Origin of the sequence: Haloarcula sp. R1-2 (assembly GCF_011627385.1) — an archaeon.
Classification (GTDB): Archaea; Halobacteriota; Halobacteria; order Halobacteriales; family Haloarculaceae; genus Haloarcula; species Haloarcula marismortui.
Window position 1 is genome coordinate 31,455 of sequence record NZ_JAANTG010000002.1, and the last position, 13,702, is coordinate 45,156.

The 13,702-nt window shown below is 64.3% G+C and carries 15 protein-coding genes; 9 read left to right on the forward strand and 6 right to left on the reverse strand.

The annotated features are described in order from the left end of the window. Positions 1-190: 190 nt before the first annotated feature. The 3 genes from G9C82_RS08190 to G9C82_RS08200 are packed head-to-tail and all read left to right on the forward strand — an operon-like array spanning position 191 to position 835. A complete protein-coding gene (locus tag G9C82_RS08190) occupies positions 191-376 on the forward strand; it encodes a hypothetical protein (RefSeq protein ID WP_004960172.1) in 186 nt (61 codons plus the stop codon). Continuing rightward, a complete protein-coding gene (locus G9C82_RS08195; protein WP_004960176.1) occupies positions 376-543 on the forward strand; it encodes a hypothetical protein in 168 nt (55 codons plus the stop codon). Before G9C82_RS08190 ends, G9C82_RS08195 begins: the two co-directional genes overlap by 1 nt. A gap of 43 nt (positions 544-586) precedes the next feature. Continuing rightward, positions 587-835: a hypothetical protein gene (locus G9C82_RS08200; protein WP_127013852.1), complete on the forward strand. Its 249-nt coding sequence runs from the start codon at positions 587-589 to the stop codon at positions 833-835. Here the strand turns inward: G9C82_RS08200 and G9C82_RS08205 are convergent. Continuing rightward, positions 809-1,804 carry an ornithine cyclodeaminase family protein gene (locus G9C82_RS08205; protein WP_127013853.1) on the reverse strand — a complete coding sequence of 332 codons (996 nt, stop codon included), beginning with the start codon at positions 1,802-1,804 and terminating at the stop codon, positions 809-811. The two genes, G9C82_RS08200 and G9C82_RS08205, sit on opposite strands and share 27 nt — an antisense overlap. A 76-nt stretch (positions 1,805-1,880) precedes the next feature. On the opposite strand from G9C82_RS08205, the gene G9C82_RS08210 reads away from it, so the two are divergent. Continuing rightward, on the forward strand, positions 1,881-2,744 hold the full coding sequence (locus G9C82_RS08210) for a hypothetical protein (protein ID WP_127013854.1): 864 nt from the start codon (positions 1,881-1,883) through the stop codon (positions 2,742-2,744). 481 nt (positions 2,745-3,225) lie between these two features. Here G9C82_RS08210 and thsB read toward each other — a convergent pair whose 3' ends face one another. Beyond that, a complete protein-coding gene (gene thsB / locus G9C82_RS08215; RefSeq protein WP_007187924.1) occupies positions 3,226-4,905 on the reverse strand; it encodes a thermosome subunit beta in 1,680 nt (559 codons plus the stop codon). Between the two features lie 174 nt (positions 4,906-5,079). Further along, positions 5,080-5,469: a hypothetical protein gene (locus tag G9C82_RS08220; RefSeq protein ID WP_007187923.1), complete on the reverse strand. Its 390-nt coding sequence runs from the start codon at positions 5,467-5,469 to the stop codon at positions 5,080-5,082. A gap of 104 nt (positions 5,470-5,573) precedes the next feature. On the opposite strand from G9C82_RS08220, the gene mutS reads away from it, so the two are divergent. Then, the gene (gene mutS / locus G9C82_RS08225; RefSeq protein ID WP_127013855.1) at positions 5,574-8,417 is read left to right on the forward strand and encodes a DNA mismatch repair protein MutS; all 2,844 of its coding nucleotides are present in this window, start codon (positions 5,574-5,576) and stop codon (positions 8,415-8,417) included. A gap of 31 nt (positions 8,418-8,448) precedes the next feature. Here the strand turns inward: mutS and G9C82_RS08230 are convergent, their stop codons facing one another. Further along, positions 8,449-9,144 (reverse strand): bacterio-opsin activator domain-containing protein, encoded by a 696-nt coding sequence (locus tag G9C82_RS08230; RefSeq protein WP_121302076.1) that lies wholly within the window; start codon positions 9,142-9,144, stop codon positions 8,449-8,451. A 120-nt stretch (positions 9,145-9,264) separates the two neighbouring features. On the opposite strand from G9C82_RS08230, the gene G9C82_RS20705 reads away from it, so the two are divergent. Continuing rightward, positions 9,265-9,516, forward strand: a complete 252-nt coding sequence (locus tag G9C82_RS20705; RefSeq protein ID WP_004960214.1) for a HalOD1 output domain-containing protein — start codon at positions 9,265-9,267, stop codon at positions 9,514-9,516. 82 nt (positions 9,517-9,598) lie between these two features. On the opposite strand, the gene nucS is transcribed toward G9C82_RS20705, so the two are convergent. Further along, a complete protein-coding gene (gene nucS / locus G9C82_RS08240; protein WP_004960217.1) occupies positions 9,599-10,318 on the reverse strand; it encodes an endonuclease NucS in 720 nt (239 codons plus the stop codon). Between the two features lie 9 nt (positions 10,319-10,327). Beyond that, positions 10,328-10,903 (reverse strand): DUF6735 family protein, encoded by a 576-nt coding sequence (locus G9C82_RS08245; RefSeq protein WP_007187920.1) that lies wholly within the window; start codon positions 10,901-10,903, stop codon positions 10,328-10,330. Between the two features lie 48 nt (positions 10,904-10,951). On the opposite strand from G9C82_RS08245, the gene G9C82_RS08250 reads away from it, so the two are divergent. The 3 genes from G9C82_RS08250 to G9C82_RS08260 all read left to right on the forward strand — a co-directional run bounded on the left by G9C82_RS08250 (position 10,952) and on the right by G9C82_RS08260 (position 13,652). Continuing rightward, positions 10,952-11,239: a zinc-ribbon domain-containing protein gene (locus G9C82_RS08250; RefSeq protein ID WP_007187919.1), complete on the forward strand. Its 288-nt coding sequence runs from the start codon at positions 10,952-10,954 to the stop codon at positions 11,237-11,239. 109 nt (positions 11,240-11,348) lie between these two features. Then, complete coding sequence (locus G9C82_RS08255; RefSeq protein ID WP_007187918.1) at positions 11,349-12,638, forward strand: hypothetical protein; 1,290 nt, start codon at positions 11,349-11,351, stop codon at positions 12,636-12,638. A 30-nt stretch (positions 12,639-12,668) separates the two neighbouring features. Next, positions 12,669-13,652 (forward strand): Gfo/Idh/MocA family protein, encoded by a 984-nt coding sequence (locus G9C82_RS08260; protein WP_127013856.1) that lies wholly within the window; start codon positions 12,669-12,671, stop codon positions 13,650-13,652. Positions 13,653-13,702: the final 50 nt, after the last annotated feature.

Below are 13,702 nucleotides of genomic sequence, written 5' to 3' on the forward strand. Positions count from 1 at the left end.
GAAACGAGAGCGTTCGAGTCGGCATGAGCGGTGTACGCAGATATTATCGATAGTGGCGACCGGTCTCTGTAACGGCGTCAGCGATACGCCGATGTGCCGCGTGTCGAGCAGATATCGTCGCCAGCACGCCGACCGGAAGCGCTGCTACCCACACAAGATTTTTGCCGGACTCGGCAGGTGTCAGGAATGTATGGTACACTGCCCTGATTGTGAGACCTCGCTCGAAACGGCCGACGACATCGAGTTCGTCGAAGTGGACGCGACCACCGGGTTTATCAAAGCCTCCAAGCGCTTCTACACTGCCAACTGCGCGGCCTGTGGCGTTACTATCGGTAGCGGCGTCGCCGGCGCAAAGTCCAACGGAGGTGCAGCCTGATGGTGCACTGCCCGGAATGCGAAGCGGAGATGGCCGACCCGGACGACGTGGAGTTCCTCGACATGGAGTCGACGACGGGCTTCTTTACGGCCTCGAAACGGTTCTACCTCGTCGCCTGTGACAACTGCGGGGCTGCCATCGGCAGCGGCGTCGCCGGTGCCATGTAGCCGCCGGGCCTAGGCTTATACACGTTTCAGCGAAAGAGACAGTATGGCAGCATCACCTGACGACGAGACGGAAGACAGCGGACGACTGCCGGCACCGCTCCGATCGGTCACGCCAGGGTCGCGGCCCCACCGCGACGAAGGGATGGACGTGTTCGGTTGGGGAGTGTTCCTCGGCCTGCTCGTCCTATTGATGCCGCTCCTGCCGTTTATCATCATCGTCTGGGGCATCTCGAAAGTGACCGACATGCTCACGCCTTCGCCGGAATCAGGAGGTCTCGGTGTCGACGAGTGAGAACGCCGTTCCGTCGCCATCGTCGCTCGCGTTCTCATAGACGACGTGTGCAGCCGCGACGTCCTGGATAGCCAGCCCCGTCGAGTCAAAGAGCGTGATTCCGTCGTCGTCTGTCCGCCCCGAGAGCGTGCCCGCGACGATGTCGCCGAGTTCCCCGTGGAGGTCGGTATTGGTCAGGGTACCCTCGCCCCACGGGACGTTGATTTCACCGGAGTGGGTACACTGCTCGTAGTTGTCGATGACGAGTTTCGCGTCGAGGAGCGTGCGTTCGCTGTGTTCCTGCTTGCCGGCGGCGTCGGCCCCGATGGCGTTGACGTGTGTGCGCTCGTCGAGCCACTCCCGGTCGACGATAGGCGACTCGACGGGCGTAATCGTCGACAGCACGTCACAGCCAGCGGCGTCCTCAATACTGCCCGCCCGCACGTCGAACCGGTCGGTGAACGTGTCGACGAACGCCTGCTGTTTCTCCGTGTCCCGGTCGGCGACGACCACCGTCTCGATGTCCCGGACTGACGAAATAGCGTCCAGTTGCGTGTACGCCTGCGTGCCGGCCCCGACCAGACCCAGGGAGTCCGCGTCGGCGACAGCGAGGTGGTCGGTGGCGACGGCGGCCGCCGCCCCGGTCCGCAGGCGCGTCAGGACTGTGCCGTCCATCACGGCTAGCGGGAACGCCGTCTCGGGGTCCGAGTAGATGAGCGTCCCGAGGACGGTCGGCAAGTCGTGGTCGCGGGGGTTGTCCAGATGGACGTTGACCCACTTGACCGCGGCGGCGTCCCACGTTTCAGCGTTGACGTAGGCCGGCATCGACCGGAAGTCGCCGTTGTACTGCGGCAGGTCGATGTAGGACTTGGCCGGCATGATGGTGTTCCCCCTGGCATCGGCGGCGAAGGCCGCGGCAACCGCGTCGATGACTGCCGGCATCGTCGCGTGGTCCTCAACCGCGTCCGCGCCGAGAAGCAGCGTCTGCATACAGTATGTTGACACTCAACGATATTTAGCCCTCCGCCGTCACAGGGGTTATATCGCCACACAACGAGTCACCAATATGCGTCGCGGGGTGGCGATTGCTGTGGTCTGTCTCTGTCTGCTGAGCGCCGGATGTACCGGTCTGTTCGGGGACAACGCGGCCGCCAGGGAGACGGTGACACCAGCCCCAGTCCCGACTGCAGACGCACCAACGAGTGCGGCACAACGCGCCCCGGGCGTCGTCGGCGACCGCGTCGTCAACGCCACCGCGCTCGGCCGCGCCCACGTCAGGCGGCTTTCGAACACCTCCTATCGAGTCCACCACACCAAGACCGTCATGAACGGCAGCGGCCTGCACAGGCGCGTCCGGACCCGTGCCAGCATCGGCGCGGGCTACAAGTCGTACACGGCCACCCGAACGATATCCGGACAGAGTGTGACAGCGCGTGAGATACACAGCACCTGGCGGGACGGCCGTGCGCTCAGACGGACGACCGTCAACGGGTCGACATCGACGGAAGTGGTCGCGGACAGCCGCGGTATCGGTGGCCCACCCCGCTCACCCCGGGCCGCACTGTTCTTCGAACCCACGTTCAACGGGCGTCTCATAGCGTTGCTTTCCGCCACCAACATCACATCCATCCGCCCCGGCGACGAGGTCATCAAGCAACTGTACGGCGTGTCGTTGTATCGCATCAAAGGAACCGGGTCGGCCGACGGCAGCGCGGTTGCCACTCGTCCCGTCGACCGTGTGACGAACGTCTCCCTCTCAGCGACCGTGACGCCCAACGGCATCGTCCGGAGCTACGCGCTCCAGTACACAATCGACAACGGAACGGATACCTACCGAGTGACCGAGATTCTCCGCTACAGCGACCTGGGAACGACGGACGTGGTGTTCGAAGACCGACGCCACCGAAACCGGACAACACGCCCTGAATGATTGGGGCGGCGGCTGGACACTGTCGAGTGACCGCTAAAACGAAGAGAGGCCCCCACCCGCTGTCACCAGTCCGTCCCACCAAACGGACCGGGACAATCGAAACTTCGCAGAGACACACCTAACTGTTTCTCCGGTTTCACGTCTCGATATCGGCGGTGTCACGACCTATCCGTAGCTGTGTGGAATTGGACTGTAGTCGGTCAAAAATATCGTCCGCAGGGCAGTCTGTTAGCGGTCAAAGCACACCCAGCGGGGCTGCTTCGGCGTTCGTTCGAAAAGTCTTCTTCCGGTCAGCTACAGTGCTCGCGGGTTACTGCGTTCCCGCTCGCGTATACGAGGTTCTTCACGTTGCTCAGAACCTCGCGGTTCGCGGCTTTCGCCACTCACTATTCGAGGGCTCTCACTTCGTTCGGCCCCTCGCTTTGCTCACGGACTTCGTCCGTTCCGTTCGCTCGTTCGGAGACTTCGCTCCGCTCGTCTCCTACATCATGCCGCCCATGCCGCCACCCATGCCGCCCATGCCGCCAGGGGCGCCACCGGGGCCGCCGGGGCCGCCTTCGTCGCCGCCGGAGGTCGAGAGCTCGCCGGCAGCGATGATGTCATCGATCTTGAGGACCAGGTTCGCGGCCTCTGCAGCCGAGGAAATCGCCTGTCGCTTGGCGTGGGCTGGCTCGACGACGCCGGTGTCGAGCGTGTTCTCGACGTCACCGGAGAAGACGTTCAGGCCGGCGCTGACATCGCCGTCCTCGTGGGCGGCGCGCAGGTCGACGAGCGTGTCGATGCTGTCGAGACCAGCGTTCTCGGCGAGGGTGCGCGGGATGATCTCCAGCGCGTCGGCGAAGGACTCGATAGCGAGCTGTTCGCGGCCTTCGACGCTGTCGGCGTAGTCGCGGAGCCGGCGGGCGACTTCGACTTCAGGTGCGCCGCCGCCACCGAGGACGCTGCCGTTGGCAACCGTGGACGCGACGACATCGAGCGCGTCCGTGACGCCGCGTTCGAGTTCGTCGACGACGTGGTCGGTCGAACCACGGAGCAGGAGCGTGACGCCGTGGGCTCCGTCGCCGCTGCCCTCGACGTAGAACAGGCCTTCGGCGTCGTCGCGGGTGACAGAGCCGTGACCCAGGTCTTCCGCGCTCGCGGAGTCGAGATCGGAGACGATGCGGGCACCCAGAACCTCTTTGAGGAACTCGATGTCGGACTTCTTGGCGCGGCGGACGGCCAGAATACCCTTCTCGGCGAGGTAGTGCTGGGCCATGTCGTCGATGCCCTTCTGGCAGAAGACGACATCAGCGCCGGTGTCGGCGATCTGGTCGACCATCTGCTTGAGCTGCTCTTCTTCCTTGTCGAGGAAGTTCTGGAGCTGGCTCGGGTCGTCGACAGAGAGCTGCGCGTCGACTTCGGTCTCGTCGAGTTCGATGGCCGTGTCGACGAGGAGGACGTCGGCGTCCTCTGCCTCGGTTGCCATCTCTTCGTGGACCGGGTCCTTGTCGATGACTGCGCCTTCGAGGAGCTCGGAGTTGCCGGCGGAGCTGCCGGTCTGGGTCTCGATGTTGAGGTACTCAAGGTCGGCAATGACGGAGCCGTCCTCGGCCTCGACGGTCACGGCGTTGACCGCGTCGACGATGATCTGGGCGAGTAGCTCCTTGTTGAGCTCCGCGCCCTTGCCCGTCATCGAGGTTTCGGCGACCTTCTTCAGCAGTTCCTCGTCGTCGGGGTCGACTTCCGTAGCGATGTCGTCGAGTTCGTCCTTGGCCTGCGTGGCGGCCATGTTGAACCCTTTGATGATCGCCGTCGGGTGAATGTCCTGTTCGAGGAGGTCCTCGGCGTTCTTGAGGAGTTCGCCTGCGATGGCGACGGCGGAGGTGGTGCCGTCACCAGCCTCGTCTTCCTGTGTCTCGGCAACCTCGACAATCATCGAGGCTGTCGGGTTGTCGATGTCCATCTCCGAGAGGATGGTGACGCCGTCGTTCGTGACGGTGACGTCACCCATCGAGGAGACGAGCATCTTGTCCATCCCCTTCGGGCCGAGCGTCGAGCGTACTGACTCGGCAACCGCGCGAGCGGCCGAGATGTTGTGTTCCTGTGCAGACTTGTCCTTCATCCGCTGGGAGTCCTCTCCCAGGATGATCATCGGCTGGCCCTGCATCTGGCGTTGGCTCATAATCAAGCGAAGATTGCATGTGGTTCTATATAAAAGTAGGGGTTATAGGGCGCTCGCCGGTCACCGGTTGCCCAGGCCAGAACAGGTGAAATCACCCGACAGAAGGGGTACTGGCCGTTAGGAGTGGTAGCTGTTGGCACGCCTCACCAGAACAGCGTCGATCTGTTTATATATTCATTCGACGGGCTCAGTCCAGTGGACCGTAACCGACCCGACGACGAAAGCGTCCTTCGAGTCGGTGTTCCGCCGGAACTGAATCGTGTTCTCGCCGAGGTGGAGTCGCTCGGGCGCAATCGTATCCATCCAGAGCTGCCACCCCTCGCCGGGCGCGATATCGAACCCTGACAGCGGTTCGCCGTTGACCACGATTTCGTGGTTGAAATCCTCGACGTCGAACACCTGCATCTCGACGTACGGGTCCGCCGACGATGAGGTGGGGATGTTGAAGGAAACCGGATCAGTCGAATTCCCGGTGTATTCAGCCCAGGGAACGTCGAGCGAGTCCGCCGCCGGACCGAGGTGCTGCTGGAACTCACAGAGCGCGTAGTTGGCGCGACGTGACATACAGGCTACGTCTCTCCGGTGGCATAAAAATCAGTGGCCGGTCGACACCACACATGGCGGGAGAGAGCGGAGCGCCTATCAGGTGTCGGCTGTTGCCCATCGATATGGACGCTGCGCTTGGCCCGCCCGAGCAGATGGCCGAGCTCGAAGAGGACCTGACGCCGATGATGGCACAGTACTACGAGCTGTGCCGGCAGTACGACGACGCCTTGGTCCTCTTTCAGGTCGGGGACTTCTACGAGGCCTTCTGTGCGGCCGCGAAACGGGTCGCCCGGCTGTGTGAGATCACGCTGACTCAGCGCGAGGATTCGACCGGTGAGTACCCGATGGCCGGCATCCCAATTGACAACGCCGAATCCTACGTCGAGACGCTGCTGGACGCGGGCTATCGGGTCGCCATCGCCGACCAGGTCGAGGACCCCGACGAGGTCAGCGGCGTGGTCGAACGCGCGGTGACGCGAATCGTCACCCCCGGCACGCTCACTGAGAGCGAACTGCTGGGCGGGGCAGACAACAACTACGTCGCGGCTCTGACCGCGGGCGAGCGATACGGGCTGGCGCTACTGGATATCTCGACCGGCGACTGCTACGCGACCAGTGTTGGCTCGGAAAGCGCCGTCGCCGACGAACTCAGCCGGTTCGGCCCCGCCGAAGCCATCGTCGGGCCGGACGTCGACGTGGACCGGGACGCCGTCTTCGGGCCGGCCTGTCTGGTGACGCGCTACGACGCGGACGCCTTCGCCCAGGACCGCGCCGAGGACCGCGTGGGGCAGTACTTCGGCCCGCCTGAGCGCCTGCTCGCCGGCGGCGCGGAGATCCGGGCCTGTGGCGGTCTGCTGGCCTACGCGGAGTACACCCGCGGCAGCAGCGGGGCGGTCGGCCCGGACGGCGAGCCGGTCGACCCGGACGTGGACCCGGCCGGCACGCTCGACTACCTCAATCACCTCACGCGGTACGACCCGCGGGAGTACATGCTGCTGGACGCGGTGGCTGTCGAGAGCCTCGAACTGTTCAAGCGGCGCTCAGTCCGGGGCCACGAGAACCGCACGCTCGTGGACACGGTGGACGAGACCGCCTGTGCGCTAGGGCGGCGGAAGCTGACCGACTGGCTCCGCCGGCCACTACTCGACGCTGACCGCATTGAGGCCCGCCACGGCGCGGTCGCAGAACTCCAGCGCGACCCCGCCACCAGAGAGGAGCTATCTGCCCTTCTGGCAGAGGTGTACGACCTCGAACGCCTCATCTCGCGAGTCTCTCGGGGCCGGGCAAACGCCCGTGACCTCCGGTCGCTGGCCGCCACGCTGTCGGTCGTGCCGGATATCCGTGACCACCTCGCCGACGCCGATGCCCGCCTGCTCGCGGACCTGCACGCGACGCTGGACCCGCTGGCCGAGACCCGCGAGGAAATTGAGGCGGCGATTCGCCCGGACCCGCCACAGCAGGTGACCGAGGGCGGCGTCATTCGCGAAGGCTACGACGAGGAACTGGACCGACTGCGCTCGACCGAGCAGTCCGGCAAGGAATGGATCGACGAACTGGAAGCGAGCGAGCGCGAGCGCACCGGCATTGACTCGCTGAAGGTCGGGCATACCTCCGTCCACGGCTACTACATCGAGGTGACAAACGCCAACCTCGATGCTGTCCCCGAGGACTACCAGCGACGCCAGACGCTGAAAAACAGCGAGCGCTACTACACGCCAGCGCTCAAAGAGCGCGAGGACGAGATTCTACGGGCCGAGAGCGCGGCCGACGACCTGGAGTACGACCTGTTCTGTGCAGTCCGGGACGAGGTGGCCGACGAGGCCGAGCGCGTGCAGGCGCTTGCCGACCGCCTCGCCCGACTGGACGTGCTGGTTTCGTTCGCCGAGGTTGCGGCGCAGTACGACTACTGCCGGCCCACCGTCGGCAGCGACGGCATTGACGTCACCGCCGGCCGCCATCCGGTCGTCGAGCGGACCGAGGATGCCTTCATCCCTAACGATACGCATCTGGGGAGCGGGCCAGTCCCAGCGAGCAGAGACGGAAGCGACGACGGTGTCACCGCGGACGATATACAGCCCTTCCTCGCCGTCGTCACGGGGCCGAACATGAGCGGGAAGTCGACGTATATGCGGCAGGTCGCATTGATTTGCCTGCTCGCACAGTCGGGCAGTTTCGTCCCTGCGAAAGCGGCCGACCTCCCGATTCTCGACCGCGTGTTCACCCGCGTTGGGGCCAGCGACGACATCGCCGGCGGCCGCTCGACGTTCATGATCGAGATGACCGAACTGGCGACGATTCTGGACGCGGCGACCGAAAACTCGCTGGTCCTGCTGGACGAGGTCGGCCGCGGCACGTCGACGGCCGACGGGCTTGCTATCGCCCGCGCCGTGACCGAGTATCTCCACGACGAGGTCGGCGCGTACACGCTGTTTGCGACCCATCATCACGACCTGACCGCCGTCGCCGCGGCGCTGTCCGGCGCAACCAACCGCCACTTCGAGACCAGCCGCGAGGACGGCGACGTTCGCTTCGACCACGAACTCGCGCCCGGTCCCGCGGCGGCCTCCTACGGTGTCGAGGTGGCGAGCATGGCCGGCGTCCCCGACTCCGTTGTCGAGCGGTCGCGGGACCTTCTGGCGGATGCCGAGACGGCCGATACGGGCGTCGAAGCGACGAGAGAGGCGGAGGTGGCGAGCGAACCTAGACCGGGGACAAGAGCTGACTCCGAGACGGATTCCACCGCCACGGAGACGACTGGTCCGACGGAGAACGGAGCAGCGTCGGCCCCGGCCGGTGAGGCGACATCGGATGACCACGCGCAGGAGGTATTTCAGACGAATGGAACCGCCGCCGAGGATGAATTGCCGGAGTCAGTGGCACAGCAGTTAGCGTCGCTCGATGTCGCGACGATGACGCCGATAGAGGCGATGAACGCGCTCGCGGACTTGCAGGACCGGATCGAATAACAGCAGCGGTCAACTGTCGCTGTCAGCAGCGTTATTCGTCGTGCGGGCAGGCGAACATGGTCGCGACGAGTTTCTGTTCGGCAGCCCGCAGGTGCTTGTGGAGCGTGGGCTCCGAGATATCGAGGAGGTCAGCTAGGTCCGCGGCCGTCGCCTCACGGGGCCAGCTGTAATACCCCGCTTCGTGGGCCGTCGCAAGAACTTCCTGCTGGCGGTCGGTCAGTGATTCGGAGTGGGACGCGTAGTTCTGGAACCCGAACAGCGGAACGATAGACTCACGCTGTTTCTTCGCCGCGAGTTCGGCCTCCGGATGGGCCGTCAGGAACGAATCGATAACCGACCCCGTCTCGATTTGACCCGGGACATCAGCTACGATAGTCCCCTGGCCATCGACACTTCGGACAGTCCGTGGTACCGCCCCGATATCCGCAAGCGAGACAACGGGACAGTTATCTCGTACGTCGATTTCGACGAGCCCACCGTCGCCGGTGCGCTCAAGCACCCGCGCCTCACCGCCGTTGGCGTCTTCGATGCGCTCGACAAGCTGGCTAGGGCGAGCACCCTCGACTGAAAAAAACTCCGCGTACATGTCGTCCGTCTGCGGGAGGCATTTTTCAAGAATTACTGCACACGATTCGGCTTCAGACACCGACACAAAGGGATACGACCCATCAGAGAGGGCAAACTCCACACGGGTTACCGCCCGGCTGTCGCCAAGCTGTCGGGACATACACAGGTGTAGTTGACATTTCATGATGAATGTTGTCATGTATTGTGGTTCGGCGTTTACTATACTAGCCACACTGAACTTTACACCTGAAGAACAAGTTCAGCATGAGGTCAGAGAACCGTGTCTGGAAGATCACCAACTGTTATAGAAGTCCACGGCACCGACCAGTCCATCGTCACGGCAGTCGTTCGTGCCGTGGCAACCGCGGAGAGACAGCCGGTCGAGACGCTCCCGCCACTGGCCGACAGTATCAATCCGGATGCACTGACGGCGTGCATCGCCGATTCGAACACCAGCGGGCACGTGGCGTTCGATTACAGCGGCTATCGTGTGGTCGTCGACACCGATGGAACGGTCACTGTAGACGAGTAGCTTCGTCATCTGGCTATGTGGCGACTGCGGCAATCAGTACGGGACACGACTGACAGCTCCGTGCGAAAGGGAAAAAGATCGGTTACGGCGGCTCCAGCGAGACGAACTCTAATCCCTTTTCCGCGAGTAACTGACGCGCCCGGTCGGTCACCGACGGAGCGACGAGGATACCCCGGACTTCAGTGTCGGCGTGCAAGTCGCGTTCTAACGCATCGACGTACCGCCCCAGCTGGCCGACTGCGTCGGGCCCCACGCGCCGGCGCTTGAGTTCGAGTATCGTCGTCCGACCGTCGGCGTCCTCGCCGTAGATGTCGACCGCGCCAGCAGGTGTCTCGCGTTCGGTCGCAAGCGGCGTAAAGCCCGCCTCGACCAGCCCCGGCTCGTCGAGGATACGGTCTTTCAGGTCGGCCTCGGTCCCGGTGAGCGCGAGGTCTTTCGAGTCGGTCACGTCGAAGGCGGCGGCGTGGGCGACTGTCTCAAAAGTCACTTCGAGCAACTCCTCGGGGGTCGACCGCGTGGAGCGGACGACCAGCGAGTCGTCGTCGACGCTGATGCTGTGCTCACACCCCGGCGGCTGCCAGTTCACCGGCTGCTGGCCCTCGTCGGTGTGGACCAGCGCAGCCCCATCGGGCTTGAGCATCACGTGGCGGTCGCCGGGACCCAGTGAACTGGCTGCTCGTCCCTCGTATTCGACCGTACAGGTCCCGACGAGCGTCACCAGCGCGCCGCGGTCGGCGTTGCGCGACGCAAGGTCCAGTGCGTCGGCGGGGTCGGGGTACGTCAGCGTCTCGACGGCAGTCACGGATGGCGGTTAGCGGTCCCCGCGTAAAAAGGACGCGTCGTCGGGGCAGTGGACGGACGAAGCCCGGTTTCGGAGCGACGCGAGCAGGGCACGCCGGACGGCCGCCGGGTCACAGCCTTCACTGTCGAGGGCGCGACAGGCCGCGTCCTTCCGGTCGACCCACCACTGCCGGAACGACTCAGGGTCGGCAGTGCGAGCGAGGGCGATATCGTCGATGGCCGATAGCGTCGGGTCGAGCCAGCAGACAGCGTAGGTCCGGACCGACCCGTCAAGCACGACTAGCTGCTCGTGGGTAGCATCGATGGCAGCGAGGACGGCAGGGGGCGTCCAGTCGTTCCCGAGCGGTCGAGACTGTGCAATGGGGTCAGCGTCAACGCCCCAGTGTGCGAGCCGGCAGTCGTAGCGGCCGTCGGGACGGGCGACAGCCACGAGTGTCCGACGGCCCATCAGGGACCACCGAGCGTGTGAACGGGCATGAGTTCCCGTGGCTGCGTGGTCGTATTTGAACGCTAGCCCACAGCGCACCCGTCTGCTCGCCAGGTAGTCACAGGGGATGATTCCGAACTCGCCGAAATTGCCGTCCATTGGTAACTCGGCACAACCCTCAAGTAGTACGTTCACGTATCGTTACATATGATGGTGAGCGAGTGGCTCTACGGCGCAATCGCGCTTCTCGTGGGGCTCCACGTCCTGACTATGCTGTACGCGTACCGGCACCGGGGTGACCCAGCCGGTGCGACCGGTCAGGGCGATACTGAACCGCGCCGTGGCAGCGCCACCGACGACAGCACTACATCCATCGACTGTCCCCACTGCGGGGCGAGGAACGAGCAGGACTACCAGTTCTGCCGGCAGTGCACCGCCGACCTGACGAGCGGGAGCCCGCAGCGTCAGCCGACGGACCGAAGCCAGCCGTACTGACACCGTCGCAAGGCTGGAGTCGAACCAGCCGGCTTGAGCGCTGTTGTCGGCCAAAGGATTTATTTCTCCGACGAAATATTTGAATATACTGTCACGAACGGGGTGGACTGTGGAAACTGTTACCGATATACGCTCCTCGGGTCGACCGGAAATATTCGACCGAGTGAACACCGACGGGCTGTTCGGACGCACGCGCCGGCTTCAGCAGCCGCTAGGGCAGCACTTTCGGGAGACGGAGACGCCGCGATATCTTGCGTATAACAGTCAGTCCGGCGTCGTCGCTGCCCAGGGGAACAACGAGGGGCTCACGCCGGCTGGCGACTACCGCGCGTATCTGCTCGCAACGAACGGCCGCGTCATGTTCGTCGTTGGCGACGACGACGGTGACCGGACAATCTCGCTCCCCTACGAAGACATCGTGGCCGTGCGCTGTACGTCGGGGCTCCGCACGTCGACACTCGAAATCGTTACCGTCGACGAAGACTGCTGGGCGTTCGAATGCAAGGGCGACCTGACGCCGGTTCGGGAGTTCGTCGACGAAGCCACACAGGTCTGGACGCGCACGCTAACCGAGCTTGACCGGGCCGAGTCGCAGGTCGAGGCTGCTGTGACGGCACTGGAGGCGACAGACCTCGAGACAGCAGCGACGCATATCACGGCCGCACAGGAAGCGCTCGACAACGGGCGAGGGCGAGTCGAAGCGCTGGGAGCGACAGCGAGTATCGACGAACGCTGCCAGTCAACGCAAACACAGATAGACACCTGCCAGCGCCGACGCCACGTCAGCGCGGCCGAACAGCACCGCGACACGGCCCGACGTGCATGGGAGAACCGGGCGTACGAACGGGCTGCGGACGCGTACGCACAGGCAAAGACCGAGTACGAACGAGCGCTAGCGGTAACGGCACCGGAGCCACCCACAGAAACTATTGCGGACGCTCGAAACGCAATCGAAGCGGAATACGCCGAACTCCTGTCAGCCCCAGTCGACGCGGCACAGGTGGCTGCGAGCGCGGCCAGAGCCACGACAGACCCGGCAGCGCGGGCTACACACTGGGAAGACGCCCTCGACCGCTACCGGACGGCGTACGAACTGGACTGGGGCCGTGACCGCCGCTTCGATGGCGACCGGGCGTCGCTCCGGCAAGCGCTCGCAGACATCGCCGTCGAACTGGTCGATACACACCGTGAAGCGGGGCGACAGAAGCGACGTGAAGGCAGCGAGGAATCAAAACGAGAAACGCCCGGGGCCGCGTGTGGCAGTGCAACGGCCCATCTCGAGCGTGCACGCGAGGTAGCCACCGAACTCGTGCCCGACAGACGCGAGCCGCCAGCGGACGAACTGGCCGCCGCGTCCGAACAGGGTGTCAGTGTCGAGTCGGAGTCGAAAGGTCGGTAGTTGTTTATCAGCGGGGCGTCGGGTATCGGTATGCGCTTTGGGGTTATTTCAACGGCAAAAATCGCACGCGAGGACGTGATTCCGGGTATCCAGAAGTCGGACCACACGGTCGCGGCAATCAGCTCCAGAAGCCGAGACCGTGCCAGCGAGGTGGCCGAAACGCTGGGTATCGACAGTGCCTTCGGCGACTACGAAACGATGTTCGCCGAGGCGGACATCGACGCAGTTTACAACCCGCTTCCGAACGCGCTCCATGCCGAGTGGAGCCAGCGGGCCGCCGACCACGGGCTTGACGTACTCTGTGAAAAGCCACTGACCGTCGACACGGCCGGGGCAGTGGACCTCTTCGACTACTGTGCCAAACAGGGCGTCACGCTGATGGAGGCGTTCATGTATCAGTTCCACCCGCGGACCCAGCGGGCCAGAGACATCGTCGAAAACGAACTGGGCGAGGTGCACACTGTCGATGCGTCGTTCAAGTTCGCGCTCTCAGACCCCGAGGACATCCGTCTGGACCCGAAGCTGGCCGGTGGGAGCCTGATGGACGTGGGCTGTTACGCCGTCAGTGCGGCCCGGGGCTTTCTCGGCGAGCCGGACCGGGCGTTCGCGCACAGTCGGGACTCACGGGACAGTGGCGTTGACACGAACCTCAGCGGCGTCCTCTCGTACGACGACGGACGGGTCGCCTCGATTTCCTGTGGGTTCGATGGGCCGAGACGGGAGTCCTACCGGGTCGAGGCAGATGACGGCTGGCTCGAAGCGAAGGACTGCTTCGGCCCGGACCACGACCAGTCCGTCTCGCTGACGTACAGTGTCGACGGCCGCGAAGTCACCGAAACGTTCGACCCGGTCGACCACTACCAGTTGCAGGTCGAGGCGTTCGCGGACGCCATCGAGAACGGCGAAACGCCACCCATCGACCAAGCTGAGACACTGGGGAACATGCGCGTCATGGACGCGCTGGCCCGCAGCGCGGACACCGGCGAACCGGTCGACGTCGCCGGTCCCGAGTGAGCGACGAACGGGTGTGTGCCATACCGCGATGTGCGCGAAACGGTTTTGAC

Coding starts and splice junctions, on each gene's coding strand:
- G9C82_RS08205 (WP_127013853.1), bottom strand. CDS start 1,804: ATGCAGACGCTGCTTCTCGGCGCGGACGCGGTTGAGGACCACGCGACG.
- G9C82_RS08245 (WP_007187920.1), bottom strand. CDS start 10,903: ATGGACGGCAATTTCGGCGAGTTCGGAATCATCCCCTGTGACTACCTG.
- G9C82_RS08220 (WP_007187923.1), bottom strand. CDS start 5,469: ATGTCACGTCGCGCCAACTACGCGCTCTGTGAGTTCCAGCAGCACCTC.
- mutS (WP_127013855.1), top strand. CDS start 5,574: ATGGACGCTGCGCTTGGCCCGCCCGAGCAGATGGCCGAGCTCGAAGAG.
- G9C82_RS08190 (WP_004960172.1), top strand. CDS start 191: ATGGTACACTGCCCTGATTGTGAGACCTCGCTCGAAACGGCCGACGAC.
- G9C82_RS08230 (WP_121302076.1), bottom strand. CDS start 9,144: ATGTCCCGACAGCTTGGCGACAGCCGGGCGGTAACCCGTGTGGAGTTT.
- G9C82_RS08260 (WP_127013856.1), top strand. CDS start 12,669: ATGCGCTTTGGGGTTATTTCAACGGCAAAAATCGCACGCGAGGACGTG.
- G9C82_RS08250 (WP_007187919.1), top strand. CDS start 10,952: ATGATGGTGAGCGAGTGGCTCTACGGCGCAATCGCGCTTCTCGTGGGG.
- G9C82_RS08200 (WP_127013852.1), top strand. CDS start 587: ATGGCAGCATCACCTGACGACGAGACGGAAGACAGCGGACGACTGCCG.
- G9C82_RS08195 (WP_004960176.1), top strand. CDS start 376: ATGGTGCACTGCCCGGAATGCGAAGCGGAGATGGCCGACCCGGACGAC.
- G9C82_RS08210 (WP_127013854.1), top strand. CDS start 1,881: ATGCGTCGCGGGGTGGCGATTGCTGTGGTCTGTCTCTGTCTGCTGAGC.
- thsB (WP_007187924.1), bottom strand. CDS start 4,905: ATGAGCCAACGCCAGATGCAGGGCCAGCCGATGATCATCCTGGGAGAG.